Origin of the sequence: Acinetobacter sp. AR2-3, assembly GCF_001878775.1 — a bacterium.
Taxonomy (GTDB): domain Bacteria; phylum Pseudomonadota; class Gammaproteobacteria; order Pseudomonadales; family Moraxellaceae; genus Acinetobacter; species Acinetobacter lwoffii_D.
Genome location: NZ_MJIQ01000018.1, coordinates 1 through 26,268, shown reverse-complemented (window position 1 = coordinate 26,268; position 26,268 = coordinate 1). Strand labels below are relative to the sequence as shown.

General features: G+C 43.7%; 27 protein-coding genes, 1 rRNA gene and 1 pseudogene. 11 read left to right on the top strand and 18 right to left on the bottom strand.

Annotation, left to right across the window (positions count from 1 at the left end):
• The 4 genes from BFN00_RS00865 to def all read right to left on the bottom strand — a co-directional run.
• A 16S ribosomal RNA gene (locus BFN00_RS00865) occupies window positions 1–227 on the bottom strand; the annotation flags it as partial.
• Window positions 228–983: 756 nt separating this feature from the next.
• Complete coding sequence (locus BFN00_RS00860; RefSeq protein WP_071850176.1) at window positions 984–3,032, bottom strand: TonB-dependent copper receptor; 2,049 nt, start codon at window positions 3,030–3,032, stop codon at window positions 984–986.
• A 72-nt stretch (window positions 3,033–3,104) separates the two neighbouring features.
• Window positions 3,105–3,515: a DUF2946 family protein gene (locus tag BFN00_RS00855; protein WP_004644876.1), complete on the bottom strand. Its 411-nt coding sequence runs from the start codon at window positions 3,513–3,515 to the stop codon at window positions 3,105–3,107.
• Window positions 3,516–3,607: 92 nt separating this feature from the next.
• Window positions 3,608–4,138 carry a peptide deformylase gene (gene def / locus BFN00_RS00850; RefSeq protein ID WP_004644875.1) on the bottom strand — a complete coding sequence of 177 codons (531 nt, stop codon included), beginning with the start codon at window positions 4,136–4,138 and terminating at the stop codon, window positions 3,608–3,610.
• Between the two features lie 120 nt (window positions 4,139–4,258).
• Between def and BFN00_RS00845 the strand changes: the two genes are divergently transcribed.
• The 3 genes from BFN00_RS00845 (at window position 4,259) to tsaC (ending at window position 7,255) form a co-directional block, all read left to right on the top strand.
• Window positions 4,259–5,413 carry a LysM peptidoglycan-binding domain-containing protein gene (locus BFN00_RS00845; RefSeq protein WP_071850175.1) on the top strand — a complete coding sequence of 385 codons (1,155 nt, stop codon included), beginning with the start codon at window positions 4,259–4,261 and terminating at the stop codon, window positions 5,411–5,413.
• Between the two features lie 91 nt (window positions 5,414–5,504).
• A complete protein-coding gene (gene dprA / locus BFN00_RS00840) occupies window positions 5,505–6,644 on the top strand; it encodes a DNA-processing protein DprA (protein ID WP_071850174.1) in 1,140 nt (379 codons plus the stop codon).
• 41 nt (window positions 6,645–6,685) lie between these two features.
• Entirely contained in the window at window positions 6,686–7,255 is a 570-nt protein-coding gene (gene tsaC / locus BFN00_RS00835) for an L-threonylcarbamoyladenylate synthase type 1 TsaC (RefSeq protein ID WP_071850173.1), read from the top strand.
• A 444-nt stretch (window positions 7,256–7,699) separates the two neighbouring features.
• Here the strand turns inward: tsaC and BFN00_RS00825 are convergent, their stop codons facing one another.
• The gene (locus tag BFN00_RS00825) at window positions 7,700–8,596 is read right to left on the bottom strand and encodes a DMT family transporter (RefSeq protein WP_071850177.1); all 897 of its coding nucleotides are present in this window, start codon (window positions 8,594–8,596) and stop codon (window positions 7,700–7,702) included.
• A gap of 190 nt (window positions 8,597–8,786) precedes the next feature.
• Here BFN00_RS00825 and BFN00_RS00820 point away from each other — a divergent pair, with 190 nt between their 5' ends.
• From BFN00_RS00820 to BFN00_RS00810, 3 genes and pseudogenes are all read left to right on the top strand, one after another.
• Window positions 8,787–9,332 carry a glutathione peroxidase gene (locus BFN00_RS00820; protein WP_071850171.1) on the top strand — a complete coding sequence of 182 codons (546 nt, stop codon included), beginning with the start codon at window positions 8,787–8,789 and terminating at the stop codon, window positions 9,330–9,332.
• Window positions 9,333–9,661: 329 nt separating this feature from the next.
• Complete coding sequence (locus BFN00_RS00815) at window positions 9,662–10,261, top strand: PM1805 family lipoprotein (protein ID WP_071850170.1); 600 nt, start codon at window positions 9,662–9,664, stop codon at window positions 10,259–10,261.
• A 141-nt stretch (window positions 10,262–10,402) separates the two neighbouring features.
• Window positions 10,403–11,418: pseudogene (locus BFN00_RS00810) on the top strand (pirin family protein).
• A 24-nt stretch (window positions 11,419–11,442) separates the two neighbouring features.
• Here the strand turns inward: BFN00_RS00810 and BFN00_RS00805 are convergent.
• Entirely contained in the window at window positions 11,443–12,819 is a 1,377-nt protein-coding gene (locus BFN00_RS00805; protein WP_071850169.1) for an NAD-dependent succinate-semialdehyde dehydrogenase, read from the bottom strand.
• Window positions 12,820–13,179: 360 nt separating this feature from the next.
• Here BFN00_RS00805 and BFN00_RS00800 point away from each other — a divergent pair, with 360 nt between their 5' ends.
• The gene (locus BFN00_RS00800; protein ID WP_249449772.1) at window positions 13,180–13,887 is read left to right on the top strand and encodes a hypothetical protein; all 708 of its coding nucleotides are present in this window, start codon (window positions 13,180–13,182) and stop codon (window positions 13,885–13,887) included.
• Here the strand turns inward: BFN00_RS00800 and BFN00_RS00795 are convergent.
• The 10 genes from BFN00_RS00795 to BFN00_RS00750 all read right to left on the bottom strand — a co-directional run bounded on the left by BFN00_RS00795 (window position 13,868) and on the right by BFN00_RS00750 (window position 22,064).
• A complete protein-coding gene (locus tag BFN00_RS00795; protein ID WP_004644865.1) occupies window positions 13,868–14,287 on the bottom strand; it encodes a F0F1 ATP synthase subunit epsilon in 420 nt (139 codons plus the stop codon). The two genes, BFN00_RS00800 and BFN00_RS00795, sit on opposite strands and share 20 nt — an antisense overlap.
• Window positions 14,288–14,314: 27 nt before the next feature.
• Window positions 14,315–15,709 carry a F0F1 ATP synthase subunit beta gene (gene atpD / locus BFN00_RS00790; protein ID WP_004644863.1) on the bottom strand — a complete coding sequence of 465 codons (1,395 nt, stop codon included), beginning with the start codon at window positions 15,707–15,709 and terminating at the stop codon, window positions 14,315–14,317.
• Between the two features lie 26 nt (window positions 15,710–15,735).
• The gene (atpG, locus tag BFN00_RS00785) at window positions 15,736–16,605 is read right to left on the bottom strand and encodes a F0F1 ATP synthase subunit gamma (protein WP_004644862.1); all 870 of its coding nucleotides are present in this window, start codon (window positions 16,603–16,605) and stop codon (window positions 15,736–15,738) included.
• A gap of 89 nt (window positions 16,606–16,694) precedes the next feature.
• Window positions 16,695–18,239, bottom strand: a complete 1,545-nt coding sequence (gene atpA, locus BFN00_RS00780; protein WP_004644861.1) for a F0F1 ATP synthase subunit alpha — start codon at window positions 18,237–18,239, stop codon at window positions 16,695–16,697.
• 45 nt (window positions 18,240–18,284) lie between these two features.
• Window positions 18,285–18,821, bottom strand: a complete 537-nt coding sequence (locus tag BFN00_RS00775) for a F0F1 ATP synthase subunit delta (RefSeq protein ID WP_004280992.1) — start codon at window positions 18,819–18,821, stop codon at window positions 18,285–18,287.
• A gap of 12 nt (window positions 18,822–18,833) precedes the next feature.
• Window positions 18,834–19,304, bottom strand: coding sequence for a F0F1 ATP synthase subunit B (locus BFN00_RS00770; RefSeq protein WP_004280990.1), 471 nt, complete (start codon window positions 19,302–19,304; stop codon window positions 18,834–18,836).
• A 39-nt stretch (window positions 19,305–19,343) separates the two neighbouring features.
• Window positions 19,344–19,589, bottom strand: a complete 246-nt coding sequence (atpE, locus tag BFN00_RS00765) for a F0F1 ATP synthase subunit C (protein WP_000424060.1) — start codon at window positions 19,587–19,589, stop codon at window positions 19,344–19,346.
• Window positions 19,590–19,674: 85 nt separating this feature from the next.
• Window positions 19,675–20,550 (bottom strand): F0F1 ATP synthase subunit A, encoded by an 876-nt coding sequence (atpB, locus tag BFN00_RS00760; protein WP_004644859.1) that lies wholly within the window; start codon window positions 20,548–20,550, stop codon window positions 19,675–19,677.
• Window positions 20,551–20,660: 110 nt separating this feature from the next.
• Complete coding sequence (locus BFN00_RS00755; RefSeq protein ID WP_004280982.1) at window positions 20,661–21,053, bottom strand: ATP synthase subunit I; 393 nt, start codon at window positions 21,051–21,053, stop codon at window positions 20,661–20,663.
• Window positions 21,054–21,227: 174 nt separating this feature from the next.
• Window positions 21,228–22,064 (bottom strand): metal ABC transporter solute-binding protein, Zn/Mn family, encoded by an 837-nt coding sequence (locus tag BFN00_RS00750; RefSeq protein WP_071850168.1) that lies wholly within the window; start codon window positions 22,062–22,064, stop codon window positions 21,228–21,230.
• 146 nt (window positions 22,065–22,210) lie between these two features.
• Here BFN00_RS00750 and BFN00_RS00745 point away from each other — a divergent pair, with 146 nt between their 5' ends.
• Genes BFN00_RS00745 through znuB form a run of 3 tightly spaced genes read left to right on the top strand, consistent with a single transcriptional unit; the run spans window position 22,211 to window position 24,276 of the window.
• Window positions 22,211–22,708 (top strand): transcriptional repressor, encoded by a 498-nt coding sequence (locus BFN00_RS00745; protein WP_005173814.1) that lies wholly within the window; start codon window positions 22,211–22,213, stop codon window positions 22,706–22,708.
• Window positions 22,690–23,472, top strand: coding sequence for a zinc ABC transporter ATP-binding protein ZnuC (gene znuC / locus BFN00_RS00740; protein WP_005173813.1), 783 nt, complete (start codon window positions 22,690–22,692; stop codon window positions 23,470–23,472). The genes BFN00_RS00745 and znuC overlap by 19 nt, the downstream gene beginning before the upstream one ends.
• Window positions 23,473–23,475: 3 nt before the next feature.
• The gene (gene znuB / locus BFN00_RS00735) at window positions 23,476–24,276 is read left to right on the top strand and encodes a zinc ABC transporter permease subunit ZnuB (protein WP_071850167.1); all 801 of its coding nucleotides are present in this window, start codon (window positions 23,476–23,478) and stop codon (window positions 24,274–24,276) included.
• 74 nt (window positions 24,277–24,350) lie between these two features.
• On the opposite strand, the gene BFN00_RS00730 is transcribed toward znuB, so the two are convergent.
• The gene (locus BFN00_RS00730; protein ID WP_071850166.1) at window positions 24,351–24,971 is read right to left on the bottom strand and encodes a LysE family transporter; all 621 of its coding nucleotides are present in this window, start codon (window positions 24,969–24,971) and stop codon (window positions 24,351–24,353) included.
• A 161-nt stretch (window positions 24,972–25,132) separates the two neighbouring features.
• Between BFN00_RS00730 and BFN00_RS00725 the strand changes: the two genes are divergently transcribed.
• Window positions 25,133–26,053: a Dyp-type peroxidase gene (locus BFN00_RS00725; protein ID WP_071850165.1), complete on the top strand. Its 921-nt coding sequence runs from the start codon at window positions 25,133–25,135 to the stop codon at window positions 26,051–26,053.
• Window positions 26,054–26,096: 43 nt separating this feature from the next.
• Here the strand turns inward: BFN00_RS00725 and BFN00_RS16325 are convergent, their stop codons facing one another.
• The gene (locus BFN00_RS16325; RefSeq protein WP_082180538.1) at window positions 26,097–26,237 is read right to left on the bottom strand and encodes a hypothetical protein; all 141 of its coding nucleotides are present in this window, start codon (window positions 26,235–26,237) and stop codon (window positions 26,097–26,099) included.
• Window positions 26,238–26,268 lie beyond the last annotated feature (31 nt).

Genomic DNA, 26,268 nt, shown 5'->3' with positions numbered 1-26,268 from the left:
GCTCATCTATTAGCGCAAGGCCCGAAGGTCCCCTGCTTTCTCCCGTAGGACGTATGCGGTATTAGCATCCCTTTCGAGATGTTGTCCCCCACTAATAGGCAGATTCCTAAGCATTACTCACCCGTCCGCCGCTAGGTCAGGTAGCAAGCTACCTTTCCCCGCTCGACTTGCATGTGTTAAGCCTGCCGCCAGCGTTCAATCTGAGCCATGATCAAACTCTTCAGTTTAATACTATGTAGCACCTTAAAGGGTGCCAATCTTGGCTCATCAATTTTCTGACAAATATTTCTCAAATAAACTTCGAGTAATTTCTACCATCAATCAATGAAAATAATTTCGATCGATCAACCAGTAAAAATCCACACAAGTTGTTCTTCATAATCTCTTAATGATCTTCTTGCTAATTCGTCACCAGCAAGCTAGGTCGGCTATATTACTCTCTATCTCTAGAAAGTCAACCAGTAATGAAAACTATTTTTAAACTTTCTTTCTAAAACCTAACTCAATCAAACTTAACTAAGTCACTGTTTTATCAGAAGTTTTAATCTTCATCACCGCCGATGGATGTGCATTCTACAGCATTTCAGAGCCCTTGCAACACTTCTTGCAAAGATTTTTTTTCGTGTGTTTATTTTTCAAACCAATAAAAATACAAGTAATTGTTATATATAGTTAATTTATTTTCATTATTTTTGAATTTTATTGAGCACCTTCAACAAAACCTACCCACTAAATCAATAAGATATTGTTTTATTTGAATTTAAATTATAAAAGTATTTATCACATGACTTATGTCGTTCAATTCACATTCTATTCTTGTTTGATTCTTCATCAACCTGGCGTTTATATACACAAAACTTGTTTTATCCAGTCTTCTTCCAAGATACATAGGCCCGATTTAAATATGAAAAACTTGATTGCAACCCTAAAAATTAAAAAAGCCATCGCTATTGAGCAATGGCTTTTGGAATATTAAGCAACAATTAGAATTTCATACTGACACGTGCCCAATAATTTCGGCCAATATTGTTAAATTGCTCTGTTGTAGACAAGCCGACACCCGCATTACCCATTTTGTTTAAATGTTCGGTATAGGTTTTATCTAAAACGTTATCGACCCCCACAGAAAGATCAACACCATCCGCAATGTGATATGTGCCATTTAAAGACAGTGTGCCAAAGCCTGCACTTTTCTGAACATCATAACCAACGATATTTCCTTCACGCTCACTAATTCGGTTTTGACCATCGACCAAACGCCAGTAAGCACCCAACGTATAATTATCCTGGACATAACGTAAATTCACCCGAGCTTCTAAAGGTGCAATCTGTGGCAACGGCGTATTATCAGTGGTGTTTTCACCCCATGCATACATGGCACTGACATCAGCTTGAATAGCATCGGTAAACTGATAACCCATCCCTGCTTCTGCACCTGCGATGGTAGCGTCGACATTGCGGCTATGCGCATCCAACATTCCCATCATGCCAGCAGATTTATAGGTTGTTAACACATAATCATTAATCAAACCTGCGTACGCTGATGCCCATGAACTAAACTGACCATGCGCATGCTGATAACCCAGATCAAGCTGTAAGGTTTTTTCTGTATCGATATTATTAAAGGTATTTGGATCACCATTGCCTGATTTTGGACTAAATAACTCCCAGTAATCCGGCATGCGCTCGACATAACCTAAACCGATATAAGTTTTACCATCATCATGTTCAGGATGGGTATTTTCAAAACGTAAGAATGCACTTGGCAACGTTTTACTACGCTCTACATTCAAATCCGCCTGAAGAGATTCAGCACGTCGATCCAAAACTTCAACATGATCCAGTCGCACTCCGGATACCAGTTTATTATTTCCGCCCAGCTGATAACTCAACTCTCCAAAACCGCCATAGGACTGAAACTCCATATCAATAGAGCGAGCTTTGCCTTTATAACTGTTATGCATGCCTTTACGGATACTATGTTCATTATTCTGCGTATCGATCCCCGTAATCAGCTCGATATCATCCCACTCCTGTGTCATCGCAACCCGGGCATTTAAAGTCTTACGTGCCACGTTGGTTGCCATCGGCATATTCATCATCGGAGTGGGCTGGAACTCACGTAAACTAAAGTTATCCATCACATGATCATTAAAATTATAGTTCACTTGGGCTTCAACTTTCTTGATCACATCAGTAACATTTTTCTTCTCAAATCTTAGACCGAGGCTTTCTCTGGCAAATTTTGAGCCATCCATCGCCCGGCCCGCATACACGGCTTCACCATCTGCTTTACCTGCGGTCAATTCAACCCAGGTATCTTCATTGGGCGTGAGACCCAAAGCCAGATCGGCATTCCAGCGCTCCCAGTCTGATGGCACAGTATTACCACTTCCATCCTGATAGCTATCAGATACAGAACGGTTGCTATTCAGGCGGATATATTTTTTGTCATCCCCTGCTGCTACTTCAATATTTTGATCCAGACGACCAAATGAACCCATCAATACGCTTGTCTGACCACGATAGTTTTTATCTTCATCAAACTGTTCCGGACTACGTTCAAAAATTACGGTTGCGGCAGATCCAGTATTGGCATATTGAACCGTTTGTGGCCCTTTAATCACTGAAATCTGGTCATAGCTTTCTGGAGAAATATAAGAGGTCGGTGAATCCATACGGCTTGGACAGGCTCCCAGGTTTTCGGTGCCATCGGTCAGGATTTTAATCCGGGAACCAAACATGCCACGGAAGGTTACATCACCATTGGTACCGGCACCACTATTCACCGCACTAAAGCCGACAATACTCTGTAAATAATCGGCACCATCGCTGGCAGGAATCGGCTGAATTGGCTGTTTCGGATCAGCACGGACAATCAGGCCATTGGCATCATTACCCGCAGCAGAGGTCACCACAATCGGCGCCATAGTGTACACAGGAAGGCTTTCATTTGCCATGCTGACTTGTGAATAACAAGCAACACAAATCGCAGCCGCAAGTGGCTGTAAAGAAAATTTAGGCTGAGCCATTTCTCTATCTCACTAAATACATAAATTAGGCACGGCTTGAGTCAATACCAACCCAAGCTGAAAAATGCAGATTTATGCAGGCAGTGGTGGCGCTCGCCCCTGAGGAATTAAGAAGAGTTGCTGAAGGACAAACCAGACATGCTTAAAGGTTTTTTGATAGGCAATTAAACGGACATGAATCCGGTCAAGAACCTGTTTGATGTCCAGATCAGGCGGTAAGACTAAATTGGCATGAACCTTACAGTACTGACACTGATGATTGGCATCATGATGATCATGTTGAAGATGATCAGATTGGATAAGGTGACTATGCTCGCCAGCGCTATGCTGCGCATGAGCATCTGTCGCGATAAAAAGCGCACGCGTGATGGTTTCACAGACCGGAGCAACCTGATATTGCTTCGGTAACAAAGGCTGTAAAAATACAGCAATCTGTAGAAACACAGCTGCAAATGCAAATAGCAGCCCCGCGCGTAAAAACACAGGCTATTCCTAAAACATGCTTATGTTGATTATAACAAAGCCCAATCAGAATTGGGCTTTGCTAGACCATTTAAATAAACTTTAAAATGATCCTAGCGTTTCACTGCCACCTTGTCTTTATTACGCTGGCGAACCAGTTTTTCCACTTTTTCACGTGCACGTTGACGTTTTAATGGCGATAAATAATCGACAAATAATTTGCCATTTAAGTGATCCATTTCATGTTGGATACACACAGCGAGAAGTCCGTCAGCATCGAGCTCAAATGCTTGACCTTCCAGATTAATTGCCTCGATTTTTACGCGTGACGGACGATCAACTTTATCGTATATTTGAGGAACTGATAGACAGCCTTCTTCGTAGGGCTGCGTTTCTTCAGTCAATGGTGTGATTTTGGGGTTAATAAACACCATCGGTTGATCTTTATTTTCAGACAGATCCATAACAATCAGCTGAATATGACGATCCACCTGAGTCGCGGCAAGTCCGATACCTGGTGCTTCATACATGGTTTCAAACATATCCGCAGCGAGCTGACGAATTTCATCAGTCACTTCTTCGACAGGTTGTGCAATGGTACGAAGACGGGGATCCGGGAAACTTAAAATAGGTAATAAGGCCATACTGCGTCCTCAATTATGCCATTGATCAAAAAACCAAATGAAGGGAATGCTTCATCAAAAAAATGTGTGTAAGATCGTTATTATAACGCAACTACGCACATAATTTTAGGAATTATGATAATGAAAAAGGTTTTGAAGGGCATGCCATTTTTTAGTGCCTTGGGGTTTAAAAATCAGATGCTGGCACTTGCCGTTTGTGTAGGCGTCAGTATGGGGACCATTCATTCTGCCGAGGCAGCACCTGCACGCAACGTCAATCCACCGGCATTAAAAGCCAATGCACCGAACGTTTATGTGGTGAAAAAAGGCGATACGCTTTGGGACATCTCGAAACGTTTCCTGAAAAATCCGGTACGTTGGCCGGAAATCTGGGCCAGCAATAAGCACGTGAAAAATCCACACTGGATTTTCCCGGGTGACCGCCTGTTAATGTGCGATTACCAGGGCCGTCCAATTATTGGTAAAGACGAAGGTGATGGTTGTGAAGGTATTATCAGCCGCTATCTTGGCAGTACTTCTCTGCAACCCCAGATTCGGGTTGAATCTTTAAATAATACCATTCCAGTGATTCCGCTTGAGCATATCAAGCAGTGGCTGGAACGCTATACCCTTCTGGCACCTGATTCAGTTCAGGGCACACCCTACATTCTCGGAACTGCAGATCAGCGCGTACTGGCTGGCAAAGGCCAGAAAGTTTATGCACGTGGTCACGGTCTGGTAGTTGGCCAACGCTATGCGGTGTATCGTGAAGCGGAACCGTATGTATTTACGGATGCAAACGGCAAGAAATATACGGCTGCACTGGAGCTGCAACAGGTGGCATCTGGTATTGCAGTTCGTGGCGAAGGTGATGTCACCACACTTGAACTGACAGATAGTTACAATGCTGAAGTACGTCGCGGTGACCGTGTACTCCCTGAATACGATCCAATGTTACCAACCCTGTTCTATCCGACCAATGCGGAAAACATTGCTGCCGGTGGCCAGATTGTGCGTGTATTGGGATCAATTGGTACCGCGGCACGTCATAGTGTTGTCACCATTGACCGTGGTACGGCACATGGGGTTCAGACAGGTCATGTCTTTAGTGTGAATCAAAAAGGTGAAGTGGTCACTGATCCGAAGACTAAAGAACGTGTGCAATTGCCAGGCGAGCGTATTGGTCAGGTCATGGTATTTAAAACCTTCGATCAATTGAGCTACGCTTATGTGCTGGAAAGTGAATTACCAATCAAGGTTGGTGCCAACATTCAGCCGCCACTATTAGAAGACTAAGCTTTTAAACGGGATGATGTGGATTGATCGGCATCATCCCTCCTGTTTGAACTCATACCCATAATAAGAAGACACCGAAATAGGTCTCACCATGTTGAATACATTGTCGACAGCGCAAATCCATGCCATTACGCTGTGGTATTTACTGCAACACTCCCTCAGCAGCTTTTATAAAATCAGTCAGCATTATGCAGACCTCGCCCATGCAATTGATGGTTCTCAAACCGAAACCTGGCGTAAGTTGGGCATTCATAAAAACCACATTCAGCGCCTGCAAGATTTCCAGTCAAGTGAGTCGCAGCTCCATTTTCAGCGCAGTCTTGAGCAGATCCAGTTGCACAGTGACTTTGTGCTTTTACATACAGATGCCGAATATCCACAGCAATTGAGCCATTATGCGCATAAGCCGCCAATCCTGTTCGGGCAAGGGTATGCAGATCAATTGCTGCAACCGCAAATCGCGATTGTGGGGAGTCGCAAGCCAAGTCTGCACGGCCGGCAAGTCGCTTATGACTTTGCTTTTTATTTGAGTGAACAGGGTTTTTATATTAATAGTGGCCTGGCACAAGGGATTGATGAAGCAGCACATCAGGCCGCATTACAACATCGGCGAACGATTGCAGTGATGGGCACAGGCATTGAACAGACCTACCCTGCCGCCCATCAAACACTACGTCAGCAAATCATCGAACATGGAGGTACGGTCATTACTGAGTTTTTGCCATTTACTCCCCCCTTACAGCAGCATTTTCCACGGCGTAACCGAATTGTCAGTGGCTTAAGCCTCGGGGTGATTGTGGCAGAAGCCGCCTTGAAAAGCGGTTCATTGCTGACCGCACAATGGGCAGCGGAACAAGGCAAGACCACATTCGCCATTCCGGGACATATTTACAGCGAGCATCATCAGGGCTGCCACCAACTGATTCGTGAAGGTGCAATTCTGATTGATCACCCGCAGCAGGTCATCGAAGAACTGGCACTGGCGACGCAATGGCAGGCTTTGGAAAATACTCCCAAACTGGAAGTCGCTGCAGCAGAATCACAACAGATCCCACCACATCTTCTTAGTCTATATAACCAGCTGGACTGGGTGGGACAGACTCTGGATCAGCTGGGAACGCAGGTGCAGCAAGAAGTATCTGCCTTGACCAGTCAACTGATGGAACTGGAATTACTCGGTTTTTGCACCCAGCAAGCCGGCCTGTATCTACGTTGTCGGATTCTTAAATAAGGTTCACAATAGCGCTTTGTTGTTTGATATAAGGTATCCACATGATCACTACCTCTGTTGCCGAAGCAGCAGCATGGCTTAAAGACGGACAAGTCTTGGCATATCCCACAGAGGCTGTTTGGGGCTTGGGTTGCGACCCCTACAATGAACAGGCATTTCATCAGATTTTGACCTTGAAGCAGCGCCCGATTGAGAAAGGTGTAATTTTGTTGGCAGCTCATCTTTCACAGGTAGAACATCTGCTGCAGGATTTAAGCGAAGAAATGCGTGAAAAAGTGATTGAATCCTGGAGCAATGACAGGCCTGCTGAGCGTGCGACCACCTGGCTGCTTCCTGCCCATCAGGAGATTCCTGGCTGGATTAAGGGCAAGCATCCCAAAGTTGCAGTCCGCGTCACCAACCATCCGCTCTGTGTAGCATTGTGTCAGGCCTTTGGCGGTTTTATCGTTTCTACCAGTGCCAACCCTGCCGGCATGGAACCTGCCCGCTCACTGCAGGATGCGATCCGCTATTTTGACCAGAACCTGAATTATCTAAATGGTGACCTCGGTTTAAGTCAGCAACCAAGCCGGATCATTGATGCAGTGACTGGTGTAGTTATTCGTGACTGAGTCCTGTCTGATTTAGTCGGGACACTCAAGCCCGACTAAAGTTTTAAGACAAAAAAAAGCTCAGCCATATAGGGATGGCTGAGCATAAAAAAGGATGTGCATAAATCACATCCAGAGGGTTCATAAAATCTCTGGGAGTCTGATAAAACAAGGATTTTCTTGCTTGATCCTTCTCGATGGGCGCATTATGAAAGAAACTGAATACAACGACAAGTACAATAAAACAATCAAACAATACATATTTTCTATTAATAGCAAACAATTTTTGACCAATATTCAAAATATCTTGCTCTTTCTATTCTCTTTTTAAAATAAAACGATATTTTTCTATTTGTTTTAGCATTTGAAAATTAGCATTTAAAAGGGGATTTCAATTAAAAAAAATTGTTCAAAAGATCAATATTTAATCAGACAAAATTCTTAATCAGCCCTTTTAATTCCTGATTAAGCAGATCTTCCGGGATATTGAGCCCAGAGGATTCCGAGTAAAATGATGCCACCGCCGATACTGTGATACATGGTCCAGGCTTCACCTAACCACAAATATGCGACTACCGCGGTAAAGATCGGCATCAGGTTCATAAAAATACTACTGCGATTGGGACCAAGTTGCTGCACAGCCATCATCCAGAATAACGGCGCGGCAATAGAAGGGAAAATTCCGGCATAGATAATACTGGCTGCATTAGCGTGATTGATGCTGTCCAGACCTAAAATCAATACCAAAGGAATATGATAGAGAAAGGCCATAAAAATCTGGATATACAGGCTCACTAAGAGTGGAATCTGAATCTGCCATTTCTTCAGAAACACGCCATAACAGGCATAGAAAAATACTGCGATCAACATCAACAGATCGCCAATATAGCTTTCACCTACGCTTAAGAACTGCAGACCCTGCCCTTGCGCCATGACATACATCAAGCCAATAAAGGACAGAAGACTCCCTAGCACTGCAGCCTGTGTCGGGCGAATCTTTAAAACAAAAATACCCACGATAATGGTAAAAATTGGAATAAAGGCATTGATCAGGCCCATATTGGTCGCAGTAGTGTAGTGTGCCGAGCTATAGGCCAGTCCCTGATACAGCACCATTCCCAGCGCACTCAAAACAGCAAAATGTCCGAGATATGGACGAATTTCCGGCCAGGCGGCTTTGACTTTGGACAACATGAATGGAGTTAAAATCAGTAAGGCCAAGGCCCAGCGGTAGAAACTAATACTGATGGGAGAAATATAATCTGCCACATAACGGGTAACCGTCATATTCAGAGACCAAATCAAAACTGCGGCCAGTGGTAAGGCCATGGCCCACCAGACTGCCTTTTGTTGCTGTGTCATACTTTCATCCATGAGTCGCTGGTCTTGTTATTAAGCTATGCCTATTCGCGCATCCTAGCATAATAGATTTTTCACATAATATTGAGGCAATTTGCAGCTTTAAGTAACTGAGCTCACCTGTTGCTACTTGTACTGAAAGCGAATACCCGTTAAAACAAATACCGTTCAGTCGCAATAAACAGGAAATCTAATGACTCGCTCTGTATATGACATTCCAGTAAAAACTATTCAAGGAACAGAAACCACTTTAAACCAGTACCAGGGTAAGGTTTTGCTGGTGGTTAACGTCGCATCTAAATGTGGCCTGACGCCGCAATATGAAGGCTTACAAAAACTGTATCAGGACAAAAAAACAGAAGGTCTGGAAATTCTGGGCTTCCCTGCCAATAACTTTTTGGAACAGGAACCAGGTAGCGAAGCCGAGATTCAGGAATTCTGTTCAGTGAATTATAAAGTCGACTTCCCGCTATTTGCTAAAATCTCTGTCGCGGGTGAAGACAAGCATCCTTTATATGCCACCCTTACGCAGGCTGTACCGGAACGTATCGGTGAAGGCCCTTGGTGGAAAGATCTGGTCGATTATGGTTTAACCCCAAATCAGCCACCAGAAGTGCTCTGGAACTTTGAAAAATTCCTGATCAATAAAAATGGTGAAGTAGTGGCACGTTTTGCTCCAGATATTACTGCAGATGATCCACGGATTGTCGATGCAGTGAATGCAGAACTTGCAAAATAATTCTCGATTATTCTCATAAGCATCAAGCTTGAAATAAGTATCTATTTTCTTGGTAGATACTTATTTTTTTTATTTAAAAATGATTATTTAATTGCATTAAAATTCACCTAAAACATTTTCAAAGTGATTGCAGGCCAAACAAGCCAATTCGGTGAGAACAAAGTACTTCTTTACCAGCTTTTAATAATCTTTTTCTTGTTTTTGAATAGAGCAACGTTCGCAACCCAAAAGAATTGTTATGAGTTTGCAACAATCTTTTTTATCTCCATAGTTTGTCCTTATATTAGATACTAATAAAATTCCATCACCTGTATCGAGACCCTGATTCCATGTCCAAGATTCTTGCCAATGCTGTCCTTCCTTTCGCATTATTTAGCTCTGGAATTTTATTAATGGGTTGTGAACAGGCCGTCGAAGCACCGGCTGAACAGGCAGATACCACGACGTCCGATCTGGAACCAGCCTCTCAGCAACAGAGCTCAACAGCGCAAACCGAGCTTAAATCGGGCAATATGTTTTATATGGTTCGTGATGTAGCCGACTTGCAGCTCAAGGCCGGCAGTTATGTGGAACAGTTAAAACAGACCCAGACCGAACTGCAAACGGCGGTCGAAGCCAAGGATACCCAGCAACTGCAGTCCACTGCGACTCAGCTTCAACAGCAACTCAGCAGTTTTAATCAGGTGCTGGGCAACCTGAACTTGAAAAGCCAGGAAATTGACCAGATTCGTGACAACATCATGACCGCCAATCAGCAAGTTCTGGCTTCTCCTCTTTTAAACGGTCAGGTAGATTTTAGCCAAGTAAACTTGAAAAAGATTGAATCACAGATGGTTAATGTGCAATCCGAAATGATCAAACTGGCCGGCTTGCTGATCCAGAATCCAGATCAGGAATCAGAGAACAATACTGATCAGGACAATACTTAAAATACCTAAAAATCTCATTTTGAGGCGATTGATCGAAACACATCTTCCTCAATCGCCTTGCAGGCTATACACTGTTATGGATTATAAAAATTATATTTAGATCAAGAATTTTCATCTAATCAGATCATCAGGAGTTCAATCATGTCGAATTCAGTGCTGTATTCTGTGGTTTCAGTCACATCCCGGCTTGATCTGAAAGATCCTTTTATTTTTACCGTTCATCATCAAGATCATTATCCACAAGGCAATGCCGAATTAGGCCCAGTTTCCCCGCCACAGCAGCATGAATATGACATGTATTATGGCGAGAGTATTCCCGGTTTTCCGGAGCATCCGCATACTGGCTTTGAAACCATTACCATTGTCGAGCGCGGTTATGTCGATCATTTTGACTCGCTGGGAAACTCGGGACGTTATGGCGCGGGTGATGTGCAATGGCTGACTACCGGCAATGGGGTACAGCATTGCGAGATGTTTCCCTTAATCCATCAGGATCAGGACAATCCTCTGGAGCTGTTTCAAATCTGGCTGAATTCCTCACCGGAACAGAAAAAGCAGCCGGCCGATTATAAAATGTTGTGGCGTGAACAAATTCCACATGTATTTTCAGCCGATGCGGCCGGACGTAAAGCGGATATTCGGGTCATTTCAGGACAGTTTAAACAGACTCAGGCACTGGATCGTCCGCCACATTCATGGGCAGCCATTCCAGAGAATCAACTCAATATTTATTTAATCACTTTACAACCGGAAGCAGAATTAACCATTCCTGCCAGCACTGCTACTGCAACGCGTTTTTGTTATTTTTATCAAGGTAAAAGCCTGGAACTGGAAGGACAGAAGGTAGCGCCGAAGCATCTACTGGAACTCAAACCGGATGCAGATATTCAGCTCAAAGGTGGGCTGCTGGAATCGCATATTTTATGGCTGGAAGGTGAACCGATCGGTGCACCGTTGGCTATGCAGGGCCTTTTGTTTTGAATAGTGCGCAAGAGCTGGAGACTGCTTTTCGCCGTTATCGTGAAACCCAGTTTGGTGGCTGGCCTTGGCCAAGTGCTGAACCGTCATTTCCACCAGAATACTCGCGTTTCGCCAGTTATGAAGGCGGCAAACGTGAAGAATATCCAGACCAACCAGACAAAGAAGCCACTGAATAGTGGCTTCTTTGATATCAGATCGTATTATTTTTTCGGGCTTTTGACGACGACCAGTTTCTTCTGCACAAATTCTCTAAAACCATCAATCGACAGTTCATGCCCATAACCGGAATTTTTGATTCCGCCAAATGGCAATTCGGGCGTGGTGTCGGTAAACCAGTTGATCCAGATCATGCCAGTTTCCACCCGTGACGCCAACTTTTTCGCCCGCTCGATATCCTGAGCATGGATCACGCCACCTAAGCCATAATTGGAATCATTGGCAATTTCGACGATTTCATCATCATCCTTCGCCACATAGATTTGCGCCACCGGGCCAAAGAATTCTTCATACCAGGCTTCATTTTCACGCGTGATATTTTCCAGAATGGTTGGTGCATAGAAATTGCCTTGATGGTCTACAGCCTTACCACCAGTGACCACAGTTGCACCTTGTGCTACGGCCTTCTCGACCTGCTTTCTAAGTTTTTCTAGCGCGTCTTTTGAAGACAGCGGCCCTAACGTCGTTTCAGGATCGAGCGGATCACCCAGCTTTAACTGTTCAAAAGCTTTGAGCATGCCGGCTTTGAATTGTTCGGCAATTTTTTCATGCAAGATAAATCGCTTCGCCGCCGTACACACCTGCCCGGCATTATTGACCCGCGCCTGACAGCCTAACTTGATGGCGCGTTCCAGATCTGCATCATCCAATACGATGAATACATCATTGCCACCCAATTCCAGTGTAGATTTTTTAAGATGTTTTCCGGCCTGTTCAGCGACTGCACTACCCGCACCTTCTGAACCTGTGAGTGCCACACCACGCACGCGCTTGTCTGCAATCACCTCAGCGACCTGATCACTGCTGATAAACAGATTGGTCCAGACACCTTTGGGTGCGCCTGCATCCAAGATCAGTTGTTCAAAAGCTTCCGCACATTGCGGCACAATACCAGCATGTTTTGCCAGAACCGGATTACCAATGGCACAGTTCGGGGCAAAGACCCGCATCAGTTGATAAAATGGGAAATTCCACGGTTCGACGGCCATGATAATACCCAGTGGATGATGCTCAACCCAGGCTTCACCCAGTTCCGTTTCATAGGACACGGGCGCTAAAAATTCTTTGGCATGATCAGCATAGTATTCTGCGATTTTGGCACAGGTTTCGATTTCACCTTCACCCTGCTTGATCAGTTTCCCCATATCCAGCGTCATGAGCTTAGCTAGTTCAGACTTTTGCTCTCGCATACTGCTGGCTAATTTTCGCAGTACTTCAATACGGGTATCGACCTGTTGTGACCAGTCTGACTTTAGGATTTGTTCTGCAGTATCGAGGGCATTTTGAATATCTTGATCGTTATGGGATGGGTAGTCTTTCAATTTTTGATTGGTAAATGGATTAATAGATTGATAAGCCATGATTTTCCCTTTTTCAATTATAAGTTTTGCCTGTTCTGAACCCAGTCAAATGAAGCTCTAACAAGCGAAATCGTTCGAATTATTTAACTTATCATTGATTTTTTTATAGTAGGTGCCTGTTTACAGATTGGTTCAAATCATTACTGAGAGCGGGTAAAAGTTGTATCAAGTGGTACAAAATGAAATTTATTTAAGAATCGGAAATGTAAAACTAACACTCTCAAGATCAATACTTGCAAAAATTCTAAGCTAAAACAAATAATTTAAATCAGCTGTTTTAAGGTGATGTTAAAAAATATAAATTTCAAATTTTCAGGTGTGTAGTACATTATCTATATATTTGAAAAAAGAAAATTTATCATGAGTCAAATAAAATCTAATATCATTCAAACAGCAGAAAACTATTTTGATAATACAGTTTTAGAAACGACTGATACTATTTTTCAAGAAATTTTAAAAGCTTTTCCAATAGCATCATCAGGTTTAGCTATTTATCAAGTTTTTAGGAGCTATAACGAAAAGCAAAAACTGAAAAATATCCTGGAATTTATAAAAGAAGGTGAAAAGTTAGCATCAGGAACATTACTGAAAATCTTCAAGGATCAAAATAACTTAGAAATAGGTGGTGAATTACTCAATGCTTTAGATAAAGCCTATTTAATACATCAATCTAAAATGCTCGCTCGTTTAGCTCTTTTATATGATGCGAAAGAAATAAATCGTGAAACTTTTTTAAGATATGCTCATATTATTCCTCAATTTACATCGTTTTTATTAGAAGGGTTAGAAAAAGCCTACTTATCATTTGAAATGAACAAATCCAAGAAGGATTACCACCTTAAGAATAATGAATGTAACTTTTCAGCATCTGAATTAGAAAAGTTTGGTTTTTTGTACGTAGTAGCTACATCTGGTTCTGGCAATAATTATAGCAGAGAAAAAGACTTAATCTTTTTTATGAACACATATATAAAAACAAACATGATAAGAACCTATGAACCAAAAAAAACCACCCTTTCGGGTGGTTTTTTCAATCTCAAACCGTCTCTTATTGAGCGCGGTTTTTGATTTTGCGGATCGTTTCCAACTGTGCAGCAGTTTCTGCAAGAGCAGCCAAAGCAGCAGCAGAGTCCAAATCGCTCTTTTGATTCGCAAGCAATGCTTCAGCGTGTTTACGCGCTTCAACAATAGCTGCTTCATCTAAGTTTTCTGCACGGACTGCAGTATCTGCAAGAACCGTAACAACATGCGGTTGAACTTCTAGAACACCACCAGATACATAGATCAACTCTTCTGTACCGTTTTCCAAAATAACGCGGATCGCGCCAGGTTGGAGCAAAGTTACCAACGGAGCATGGCCAGGCATAATACCCAACTCACCGCCAGCACCTTTTGCAATTAGCATAGTTATAGTGCCTGAGTACAAAGACTCCTGAACACTTACAACATCACATTGCATAGTCGCCATGAGAATCTCCTAAATTAGAGTAGCTAATTAAAGTTTCTCGGCTTTAGCAATAACTTCGTCAATACCACCAACCATGTAGAACGCTTGTTCTGGGATGTGATCGTATTCACCAGCTAGAAGACCTTTAAAGCCACGAATCGTTTCTTTAAGAGATACTAATTTACCAGGAGCACCAGTAAATACTTCAGCTACGTGGAACGGTTGAGAGAAGAAACGCTGGATTTTACGCGCACGGTAAACAACCAGTTTATCTTCTTCAGCAAGCTCGTCCATACCAAGAATCGCGATGATGTCTTTAAGCTCTTTATAACGTTGCAATACGTTCTGTACAGAACGTGCAATTTCATAATGCTCTTGACCAACAACTAACGGATCTAACTGGCGTGAAGTTGAGTCTAGTGGATCGATCGCTGGGTAAATACCAGAAGATGCGATGTCACGGCTCAATACAACAGTTGCGTCTAAGTGAGCAAACGTTGTAGCAGGCGATGGATCTGTTAAGTCATCGGCAGGTACGTATACCGCTTGGATTGACGTAATAGAACCAGACTTAGTCGATGTAATACGTTCTTGAAGAACACCCATCTCTTCTGCAAGTGTAGGCTGGTAACCTACTGCAGATGGCATACGACCTAGAAGTGCTGATACTTCAGTACCCGCTAGTGTATAACGATAGATGTTATCTACGAACAATAGTACGTCACGGCCTTTACCGTTTTCGTCTTTCTCGTCACGGAAATATTCAGCCATAGTAAGACCAGTCAACGCTACGCGTAAACGGTTACCCGGTGGCTCGTTCATCTGACCGTAGACCATTGCTACTTTGTCTAGAACGTTAGAATCTTTCATTTCGTGATAGAAGTCGTTACCTTCACGAGTACGCTCACCAACACCAGCAAACACAGATAAACCTGAGTGAGCTTTCGCGATGTTGTTGATCAACTCCATCATGTTTACAGTTTTACCAACACCGGCACCACCGAACAGACCAACTTTACCACCTTTCGCAAACGGGCAAAGTAAGTCAATGACTTTAATACCAGTTTCTAAAAGGTCAGTAGAAGCCGCTTGTTCTGCATAAGAAGGCGCTTGACGGTGAATTGGTAAACGCGCTTCAGTCGCAACAGGACCAGCTTCGTCGATCGGGCGACCAAGAACGTCCATGATACGGCCTAGAGTCGCTGTACCTACTGGTACAGAAATCGGCGCGTTAGTGTTAGTTACGTTCAAACCACGCTTAAGGCCTTCAGTAGAACCCATTGCAATAGTACGAACTACGCCATCACCAAGCTGTTGCTGAACTTCTAAAGTAGTTTCAGTACCATCTACTTGGAGAGCGTCATAGATCTTAGGAACGCTGTTGCGTTCAAACTCGACGTCGATAACCGCGCCGATGATCTGAATGATACGACCGCTATTCATTGCTGTCTCCTCAATTCAAAATAATGTTAAACGGCAGCGGCACCACCAACGATCTCAGAAATTTCCTGAGTAATCGCGGCTTGACGCAGCTTGTTATAAATAAGTTGCAGGCTCTTAATGATCTCGCCTGCGTTGTCTGTCGCTGCTTTCATAGCGACCATACGTGCAGACTGCTCACATGCGATGTTTTCAATCACACCTTGATACACCACAGACTCGATATAGCGAACCAACAAGCCATTTAAAAGCTCTTCAGCTTCAGGCTCGTAGATATAATCCCAACCGTATTGACGGTTCAGATTCTTGTCTTCTTCAGCAGCAGCCAAAGGAACAAGTTGTTCGATCTTTTGATTTTGAGTCATGGCATTGACAAAGCCGTTTGACACTAGATAAATACGATCTAACTCGCCTTTATCATAAGCATCCAACATCACCTGTACAGAACCAGATAACTGCTCAAGACTTGGAGCATCGCCGACTTGCGTCGTCGCACCAAGCACTTTACCGCCGTAGTTTTTAAAAAACGAAACCGCTTTTTGACCAATTAAAGCAAATTGAACTTCAATTGACTGCTCTTGTTGCTGTTGAACGTGTTTAACCACTTTCTTGAACAGGTTAATGTTCAAACCACCAGCAAGGCCACGATCTGAAGACACAATGATATAGCCAACGCGCTTAACCGGGCGTTCAACCATATAACGATGTTTGTATTCAGGGTTCGCTTGGACCAAATGAGCAATTACACGGTGCATATTTTCGGCATACGGACGGCCTTGAGCCATGCGCTCTTGCGCACGACGCATCTTAGAAGCTGCTACCATTTGCATCGCTCGAGTAATCTTCTGCGTGCTCTTGATACTAGCTACTTTGGCGCGAATTTCTTTTAAATTTGCCATACGCTTAACCTAGTATTCGAAAGCCCTTGCGAGCTTCCGAAGGTTGATTCCGTGAACCAAACCGACACTAAATTCAACAGAGGTTGAAATTAGTAAGTTTGAGTCGCTTTAAAGCTTTCAATACCTGCTTTGATTGCAGCTTCGATGTCTTTGTTGTAATCACCAGAGGCATCGATTTGTTGCATTAACGCAGCATGTTCTGAACGGAAGTAAGAAATTAACGCAGCATCAAAGTCTACGATTTTCTTAACGTCTACGTCAGCCATGTAGCCTTCGTTAGATGCATAAATTGAAACAGCTTGGTCAGCAATTGAGTATGGAGCATATTGTTTTTGCTTCATTAACTCAGTTACACGTTGACCATGTTCAAGTTGCTTACGAGTTGCTTCGTCAAGATCAGAAGCGAACTGAGCAAATGCTGCCAATTCACGGTATTGCGCCAAAGCAGTACGGATACCACCAGACAATTTCTTGATGATCTTGGTTTGCGCTGAACCACCAACACGAGATACAGAGATACCCGCGTTCACAGCAGGACGAATACCTGCGTTGAATAATGATGTTTCAAGGAAGATCTGACCATCAGTAATCGAAATTACGTTGGTTGGTACGAATGCAGATACGTCACCCGCTTGAGTTTCAATAATCGGCAATGCAGTTAATGAACCAGTTTGGCCTTTAACTTCACCGTTAGTGAATTTCTCAACGTAGTCAGCAGATACACGAGAAGCACGTTCAAGTAGACGCGAGTGTAGATAGAACACGTCACCTGGATACGCTTCACGACCTGGTGGACGGCGTAAAAGCAATGAAATTTGACGGTAAGCAACAGCTTGCTTAGACAAGTCATCATAAATGATTAACGCATCTTCACCGCGGTCACGGAAGTATTCGCCCATTGTACAGCCAGAGTACGGAGCTAGATACAGCATTGCTGCTGGATCAGCTGCAGCTGCTGCTACAACAGTTGTATACGCCATAGCGCCAGTTTCTTCTAGCTTGCGCACAACGTTAGCGATAGTCGATTGTTTTTGACCGATTGCTACGTATACACATTTAATGCCAGAGTTTTTCTGAGCGATGATCGCGTCGATCGCCATTGCTGTTTTACCAGTTTGACGGTCACCAATGATCAACTCACGTTGACCACGGCCTACAGGGATCATTGTATCTACTGATTTATAACCAGTTTGTACAGGTTGATCCACTGATTGACGCCAAATTACGCCTGGTGCTACTTTTTCAACAGCATCAGTTAATTTTGCATCAATAGGGCCTTTACCATCAATCGGGTTACCCAAAGCATCTACTACACGGCCTAAAAGTTCTGGACCAACCGGAACTTCTAATACACGACCTGTGCAACGCGCTTTTTGACCTTCTTGAAGGCTTAAGTAGTTACCTAAAACAACGACGCCCACTGAATCCTGTTCTAGGTTCAGTGCCATACCGTAAAGGCCGCCGTCGAATTCGATCATTTCACCGTACATAGCGTCAGCTAAGCCGTGAATACGCACAATACCGTCGGAAACCATAACAATGGTTCCTTCGTTCTTAGCGGTTGCGCTGGTGTCCAGATCGCCGATACGCTGTTTAATGAGCGCACTGATCTCGGATGGATTCAGTTGTTGCATTGCGCTATACCTCAATCTTTTTAAAGTTCAGTCTTCTAAATGCAATTAAGCAAGAAGACGAGTACGCATTTTTTCAAGCTTGTTAAGCGCAGAATCATCTATCACTTGGTCGCCTGCACGAATAACTACACCAGCAATCAGCGCTGGGTTAACTTCTACAGAAACATTTACGGCAGCTTCGAATTTCTTCTCTAATGCATGCGCAAGTAATTGTTCTTGTACTGAAGTTAATGGGAATGCAGATTCAATCACTACATCCACAGTATTGTTATTCTGTGATTTAAGCTGCTCATATTCTGCTGCAATCTCAGGAAGAAGAACCAAACGGTTATTCTCTGCAAGCAATGTCAGGAAGTTAGACACTGCTGCAGTTTGGTCTTCACCTAAAACTTTCGCAAAAAGAGCCACCTGCTCAGCAGGTGTAAGCTCAGGGCGATTTAGATAAGCTGAAAATGCTTCGTCTTGCACCGCAGCACTGAGCAATTCAAGTGCTGTTGACCAAGAGTCAGTTGCACTTTGCTCAGAAGCGTAAGCAAATGCTGCTTTAGCGTATGGGCGTGCCAACGTCAAGAGTTCAGCCATAATCCGCCTCTCTTAAAGTTTAGCAGCCAGCTGAGTCAGCATGGCATTGTGAGCTTCTGCATCAACTTGCTGGCTAAGAATTTTCTCAGCACCAGTTACTGCAAGAGCAGCCACTTGTTGACGCAATTCTTCGCGAGCAGCATTGATTTCAGTATCAACAGCTTCTTTAGCCTGTTGACGAATACGCTCACCTTCAGCCGCAGCTTGGGTACGCGCTTCTTCGATCAATTGTGCACCACGACGGTTCGCTTGTTCGATCAATTGAGCCGCTTGTGCTTTTGCCGCGTCTAACTCAGCTTTCACTTGTGCTTGCGCATCTGCAAGGTCAGCCTTCGCTTTTTCAGCAGCATTTAAGCCATCAGCGATTTTACGCTGACGTTCACTAATCGCATTGATTAGTGGTGGCCATACAAACTTCATGCAGAATGCGACGAAAATCGCAAACGCAATCGCTTGGCCAAACAATGTGAGGTTGATATTCATTGCAAATTCCTCAAATAGTGAATTTCGGAATTAAGCTGATTAACCTACAAATGGATTAGCGAAGATGAAGAACAAGCCAATACCAACACCGATCATAGGCACAGCATCAAGAAGACCCGCGATTAAGAACATACGAGTTTGAAGTTGTGGAGCCAATTCTGGTTGACGAGCTACAGCTTCAAGGAAACGGCCGCCTAGAAGACCAAAACCAATCGCAGTACCTAAAGCACCGAAAGCGATCAAGATAGCAGATGCAATTGCAACTAGACCTAAAGTGAGTTCCATGATAATTCCTCAGAGGTTAGGTTTTATACCAAATTAAGTTAAAAAATTGTGTGCCCAACCATCCGTTGATAGTTAGGCAATACCATTAATGCTTTTCGCTTGCCATACTCATGTACACGATAGTCAACATCATGAAAATGAATGCTTGTAGCGTAATAATCAAAATGTGGAAAATCGCCCAAGGCACAGACAACGCCCACTGGATCCAGAACGGTAATAACGCGATAAGAATGAAGATTAACTCACCCGCATACATGTTACCGAACAGTCGTAGAGCCAATGAAACTGGTCGCGCCAAGAAAGTAGTCAATTCCAACAATAAGTTGAATGGAATTAAAAGCACTTTAGCAACTGGATTACTTGGGTTAAATGGGTTCAGTGCTAACTCACCAACGAAGCCGCCAACACCTTTCTCACGAATACTATAGAAAATAATTAAGAAGAATACAGAAATAGACATACCGAGGGTAATGTTTGGATCTGTAGTCGGAACAATTTTAAAGTAAACCTGATGAGGGTCTACACCCAGCATAGAAGCAATCGCGTGTTGAGCTACATAAGGAATAAAGTCAACAGGGATCAAATCCATCAAGTTCATGAGGAAAATCCACACGAAAATGGTTAATGCTAAGGGTGCAATTAATCGAGACTTCCCGTGGAAGGTATCACGTACACTTGAATCTACAAACTCGATAATCATTTCAATTGCAGACTGGAACTTGGTAGGAACACCAGCATTAGCCGCTTTCGCAACCAACCAGAACAACAAACAGAAAATCAGACCCAGTCCGATAGACCAACCCATTGAATCCAAGTGAATAGCAGTGAACCCCATCTGTTGAGCTTCAGCACCGCTCTCGGCCAATTTCCACGTACCGTCCGGCATTTTGCCATAGGTCATGTTGGTCAAGTGATGCTTGATATACTCGGTCGAAGTAAGGGCATGTTCTTCAGCAGCCATAAATCACACCTGGTCAATGTCAAAAAACTAATAGAACAAACGAATATCGCGTGCTGCTTGATATCTCGCCTGCTCCTGAAAAACTTTTCAATTTCTTGTTGTGCTTATACTCATTTTTGTAGACGTGACGCCCAAAACGGAGCGACCCACGACATGGCTTGAACAAGTATAAAACCACAAAACAACGCCACCGCTGACAACGGTTTAACATTGCTTAAAATTAAAATGAAACCAACAATCACAATGGCAAACTTTCCCATCAAGCCTTTATACATGTTCGAAAGAACTTGTTTAGACGCGCGGGCTCCTGCTGCTCGAAACGATTGCCACGAAAAATAACAAGTCGCGAGCCAACATACCAGTGCACCTAATGCTGCACTCAAGGCTGCGGTTGAGTCTTTCACGACCCAGCCGATCAAGGCTGAAACAGGGATCATACAGGCTTGCAGGAGGACCAAAGCTTTCGCTAATCGTCGGTCAATCAAGCGACTAGTTCGGCTCATTATTTATTCACTCACAGCAATCATGCTTGACAAGTTTAACAGGTGATTATTTTTAATCGCAGGCATTATAGAGTTACACCCCTGAACATGCAATCTTTTCCCGACCTTAGTCGTGTTTTTTTAAATCGGGTCACTGCTGTTAAACTAATCAAAATCTGTCTATTTTTTAAATCATTAGCGTGCATTTAGTACACATTTCTGGGTTTCTGTAGCCAATTGCTGCCAAGCCTGCACAAAGTCCCCTGCCCCGCTCATGCTTTCATCGACATGCTGGAACAGTACCGGATTGAGTTTGCGGTACTGGTTTTCACTGGCATGACCTTCGGCCAGCAGACACATTTTGCGCTGTGGACGATGATCCTGTAAAAACTTGATTTGGGCTACGGTTGGCGAAACATGTGGATCATCGGTCAGTGCGCCCATGAACTTCAGATTCAAGGGACGTTCCAGATATTGATAGGCATCATGATACGACCAGTAAGCTTTGGCTTTAGTGCTGGAGCTATAACGCTGGGCCGTCGCAAACATGCTTTGCGCAAAGTCGCGTGCATTTTTCCAGTACAGTTCACGGTTCTCCGGCAATTGTTGCGAACGCAGCGCCGCAATAAAGAAGCCAATCCTTACGGCATTGTTTGGATCGAGCCAGACATGCGTATCTACCGTATTTTTTAAGGCCTCACCACGCGGGTTACGCATCGGCAATGTGGTCAAAATACCGGATTCCAAAATAGCGATACCTTTATGACTGTCATTCAGCACTTTGGCCAGCGGTGCTTCATGCGCCTGACCCAACCAGATCACCAGACCGGCATCCTGAATGATTTTACGATGTGCCGGGGTCAGACTGACATCATGTCCGCTCTGATTGGCCAGTAATAAAGTCGGCTGTTCCACGCCCTGGGTAATTTTCTTGGCAATCAGATAGATCGGCTGAGTCGAGACCACCAGACTTTGTGACCAACTGAGTGTGCTGAACAAAGCCAAAAGACCCATTGCAAGGAGACGGAACATGAGTAGAAATCACTTAAAAACGAGAAAATTAGTAAGTGTTATAATATAACAAAAATACAAAAATACCTATGCCCAATCGAAACTCTGAACGCTTCATGTTAAGATTTGAAATCTATTAATTTTCAGTTTCGCACTTGAGGTGAACTATGGGTTCTTGTTCGCACGAACACCACAACGCATTGCACGGCGTGCACGACCATCCCAATGTCGCACAACGTCTTGCTGAAGCGGAAAGTCTTTGTGCAGCAACAGGCGCACGCCTTACCCCTTTGCGTAAAGAAGTGCTGGAACTCATTTTAAATGCGACTGGCCCGATGGGGGCTTATGATTTACTGGCACAAATGAAAAATGCCAGTGATCGTCCTGCGGCGCCACCTACGGTATACCGAACTCTGGATTTTTTATTGGGTAAAGGGCTGATTCACCGCCTGACCTCGATCAATGCCTATATTCCTTGTTGCCATCCACGTGAAGGGCATCAGGCGGCTTTTTTAATCTGTACCGAATGTAAAGCGGTGACAGAAGCATCAGCGCAAGGTCTGCTTGACCAACTTGATGCACTTGCAAGCTCGGATGACTTTAGCGCACATCACAGCATTATTGAAATTTCAGGAATCTGTCAGCAGTGTCGCAACAAAGCTTAAGTGCCTCCCCCCTGATTCAGCTCTCCCAGATCTGGGTCAAGATTGATGAGCGTGATATTTTAAAAGCCATTGATTTTTCATTGCAAGAAAAAGAGATTGTGACGCTGATTGGCCCGAATGGTGCAGGCAAGTCGACTTTAATTAAAGTCATGCTTGGCATTTTAAAACCGCAATCCGGTGAGATCAAAACTGCACGTAAACTGAAATTCTCTTATGTGCCGCAAAAATTCAATCCATCGCATAGCTTGCCGCTGCGGGTCAAAGATTTACTGGCGCTGGAAAAATGTCCATCCAAAATCAAAACTGAAATTATTCGCGATACTGGCATTAGTAAACTGCAAGATTCCAAAGTTCAGCAACTTTCAGGCGGTGAGCGGCAGCGGGTGCTCTTGGCACGGGCCTTATTACGCCAACCCGATATTCTGGTACTGGATGAACCGATGCAAGGTCTGGACATTCAATCCGAAGCTGAACTGTATGAATATGTGCGTAACTTGCCGGAAAAATATGGCTGTGCCGTATTAATGGTGTCACATGACCTGCAATGGGTGATGCAAGGGACGACTCGGGTGGTGTGTCTAAATAAGCATATTTGTTGTAGCGGTCTGCCGGAAAGCGTACAGCAGCATCCAGAATATCAGGCAATCTTTGGCACCAACCGGGTGTTTTATCAGCATCATCATGATCATTGTGCGCATGGCGATTCTGCTACGCCGTGTCAGCATGATACGCGCCCTCATATTCACCCCGAGCCGGAAGCTTAAACCATGATGGATTGGTTACAACTCCTTTTACCTGCATGGATCATGGGTACGCTATTGGTATTTCTGACTGCCCCATTGGGCTGTCTCATGCTCTGGCGACGTATGTCATTTTTTGCCGACACCATGGCACACGGTACTTTACTCGGTGTTGCGATCGCAGGAGCTTTAAGTTTACCTCTCTGGATGGGAGTCACTTTTATTGCCTTATTATTGGTAGGGATTTTGTGGATACTGCATGATCCGCGCCTGCCGAATGATGCCCTGCTGGCACTGTGTTCAGCAACACTGCTTTGCTCGGGATTATTGTTCATTCAACATTTACCGAGTTTAAGACCGGAACTTCTCAGCTATCTATTTGGTGATCTACTGACGATTTCTTGGGCGGACTTACCCACCTTTGCTATTGTGATTATTCTGGCCTTAGCCGTCCTCTATAAAAGCTGGCAAGCGCAGATTCAAATCGCGATTGATCCGGACATGGCGGTCAGTGAAGGCGTGAATGCCAAATGGCAACGCCTGATCTTCATGTTGTTGCTGGCGCTCTTTACCGTGCTCGCCCTAAAAGCAGTGGGTTCACTCTTGATGGGGGCCTTATTGGTGATCCCTGCCCTGACTGCACGATTACTTGCACACTCACCCAAACAAATGGTGATCTGGGCATTCGTGATTGCGCAAATTGGGGTGACAGTTGGCCTATGGTCGAGTGCCGGTCTCAATACTTCGACAGGTTTAACTATTGTACTGACCATGGCGGTGCTATTTGCACTGATCTTCTGCGTGCAGAAGTTTAAAAAGCTGGCTTAATATTTCTGTGAAATCATGATGATTTTCTAATGATCTATTCAGCCTCTCTCCTTTAAGGAGAGAGCAAACACTCTTTATTGATGCACCAAACTTAATAAAAATGCAGCGCCTGCAAATAAACCGGCAAAAGTCCGGTTCATGACTTTTTGTTGTTTCGGTGATTTTAGCAGCCTTAAAACTTTAGCAGCCAATCCGGTATAACCCGCCATCACAATCAGATCAATCGTCACCATTGTCGCAGCCATAATCAAATACTGAATCCATTGCGGCTTGGACAAATCCAGAAATTGCGGCAAGACGGCCAGTAAAAATACGATGGCTTTAGGATTAGTGATATTAACCAAGAAACCATGCAGTACCAGTTTCCCTCTCGATTTTCGCGCCAATTCATGTTTAATTTCGATAGATTGTGCAGGTGCTTTCCATTGCAAAATAGCCAAATACAATAAATAGCCGACACCAAACCATTTCACCACTAAAAATGCCCATGGGGTTGTCGCAAACAAAACTCCCACGCCTGCCGCAACCACTGCAATCTGTACCAATAATGCCAGTTGTAGGCCCAGCGCATTCCAGTAACCATGCCGAAAACCATAATTCAGTCCACTCGACATGGAAGCAATCGCTCCTGCGCCCGGCGACACACTAATCACCCAACAGGCTAGCATATAGGCAAACCACATTTGATAGGACATGAACATTTCACTCAGAAAAACCCACCTAATATTATATGAATTTTCTAATAAAATCAGGCTAAAAACCTGCTTAAATATAAAGCATCAGACTATTCACTCTGTCTGGCTTCAGGCACAATATGTACATTAATAAACAGGATCTGTCCTTACAGGAGCCATGAATGACAGCCCAATCGGTAATCTTGCCACTCCCTTCAGATCATGCTCGCTTTATTGTTTTACGTCTTAAAGATTTGAGTATTGAAAAATTAAAAGAACAACTTGAACATCTGTTTACTTCACGTGATCGTCTGATTACGCAACATCCTCAAGCACAAATTAAAACGGCAGTGGCTTTCAGTCCTGAGCTTTGGTCAAGACTTTATTCACAAAGTCCGGCAGGTTTTAAACAGCTTGAACCCATTCATGGTTCATTTGAAATGCCGGTTGTTCCAGCAGATGTACTGATTCATATTGCCAGTGCTCGGGCTGATATCTGCTTTGCACTCAGTCAGGCTTTTTTTGAAGGCATTCAGGATCAGGTTCAAGTACTGGATGAGCGGGTTTGCTTCCGCTATTTTGATGGTCGTGACATAACGGGATTTATTGATGGAACTGAAAATCCGCAATTCCCGGATAATCGTGCTGAAGTCGCATTATTAGGTGAAAATTCAGGTATTTTCCAAGATGGTTCATTTATTTTTGCTCAGCGTTATGCGCATAACCTGGAAAAATGGAAAAAGCTAAAAGTTGATACTCAAGAACAGGTTATGGGTCGCACCAAGCTTGAATCTATTGAATTGGATGATGAAGTCAAACCTGAAAATGCGCACGTAGCACGTACTGTAGTTGAAGATGAAGAAGGCGAAGAAATGGAAATTCTGCGTCATTCTCTACCTTATGGTGACGGACGTGGTGACCAGGGTTTATTCTTTATTGCATATACCAAAGATCTAAAAATTATTGATGCTATGTTAGAACGTATGTTTGGTACGTCTGGTGATGGGATTCATGACCGCCTGCTGCACTTCGTAACTCCGCTGGATGGCGCATATTACTTTGCACCGAGTGAGGAGTTGCTGGAAGAAGTTTTGGAAGGGTAAAAGAAAAAAGCAGCTAAAAAATAGCTGCTTTTCTATTTTTAAATTATTTATAATTTTTTATAAATCTAACTCTTTGATAATTTTCTTGAGCATAACAATCTATTAAATAAATCGGTGCTTCACGCCCTTCCTCTGCAGCTGCATATTCAGAGTTACATTTATTTTTTCTATTCTTTAACCACAATCTTTGACTCTGATCCTAGCCAAAATAATGG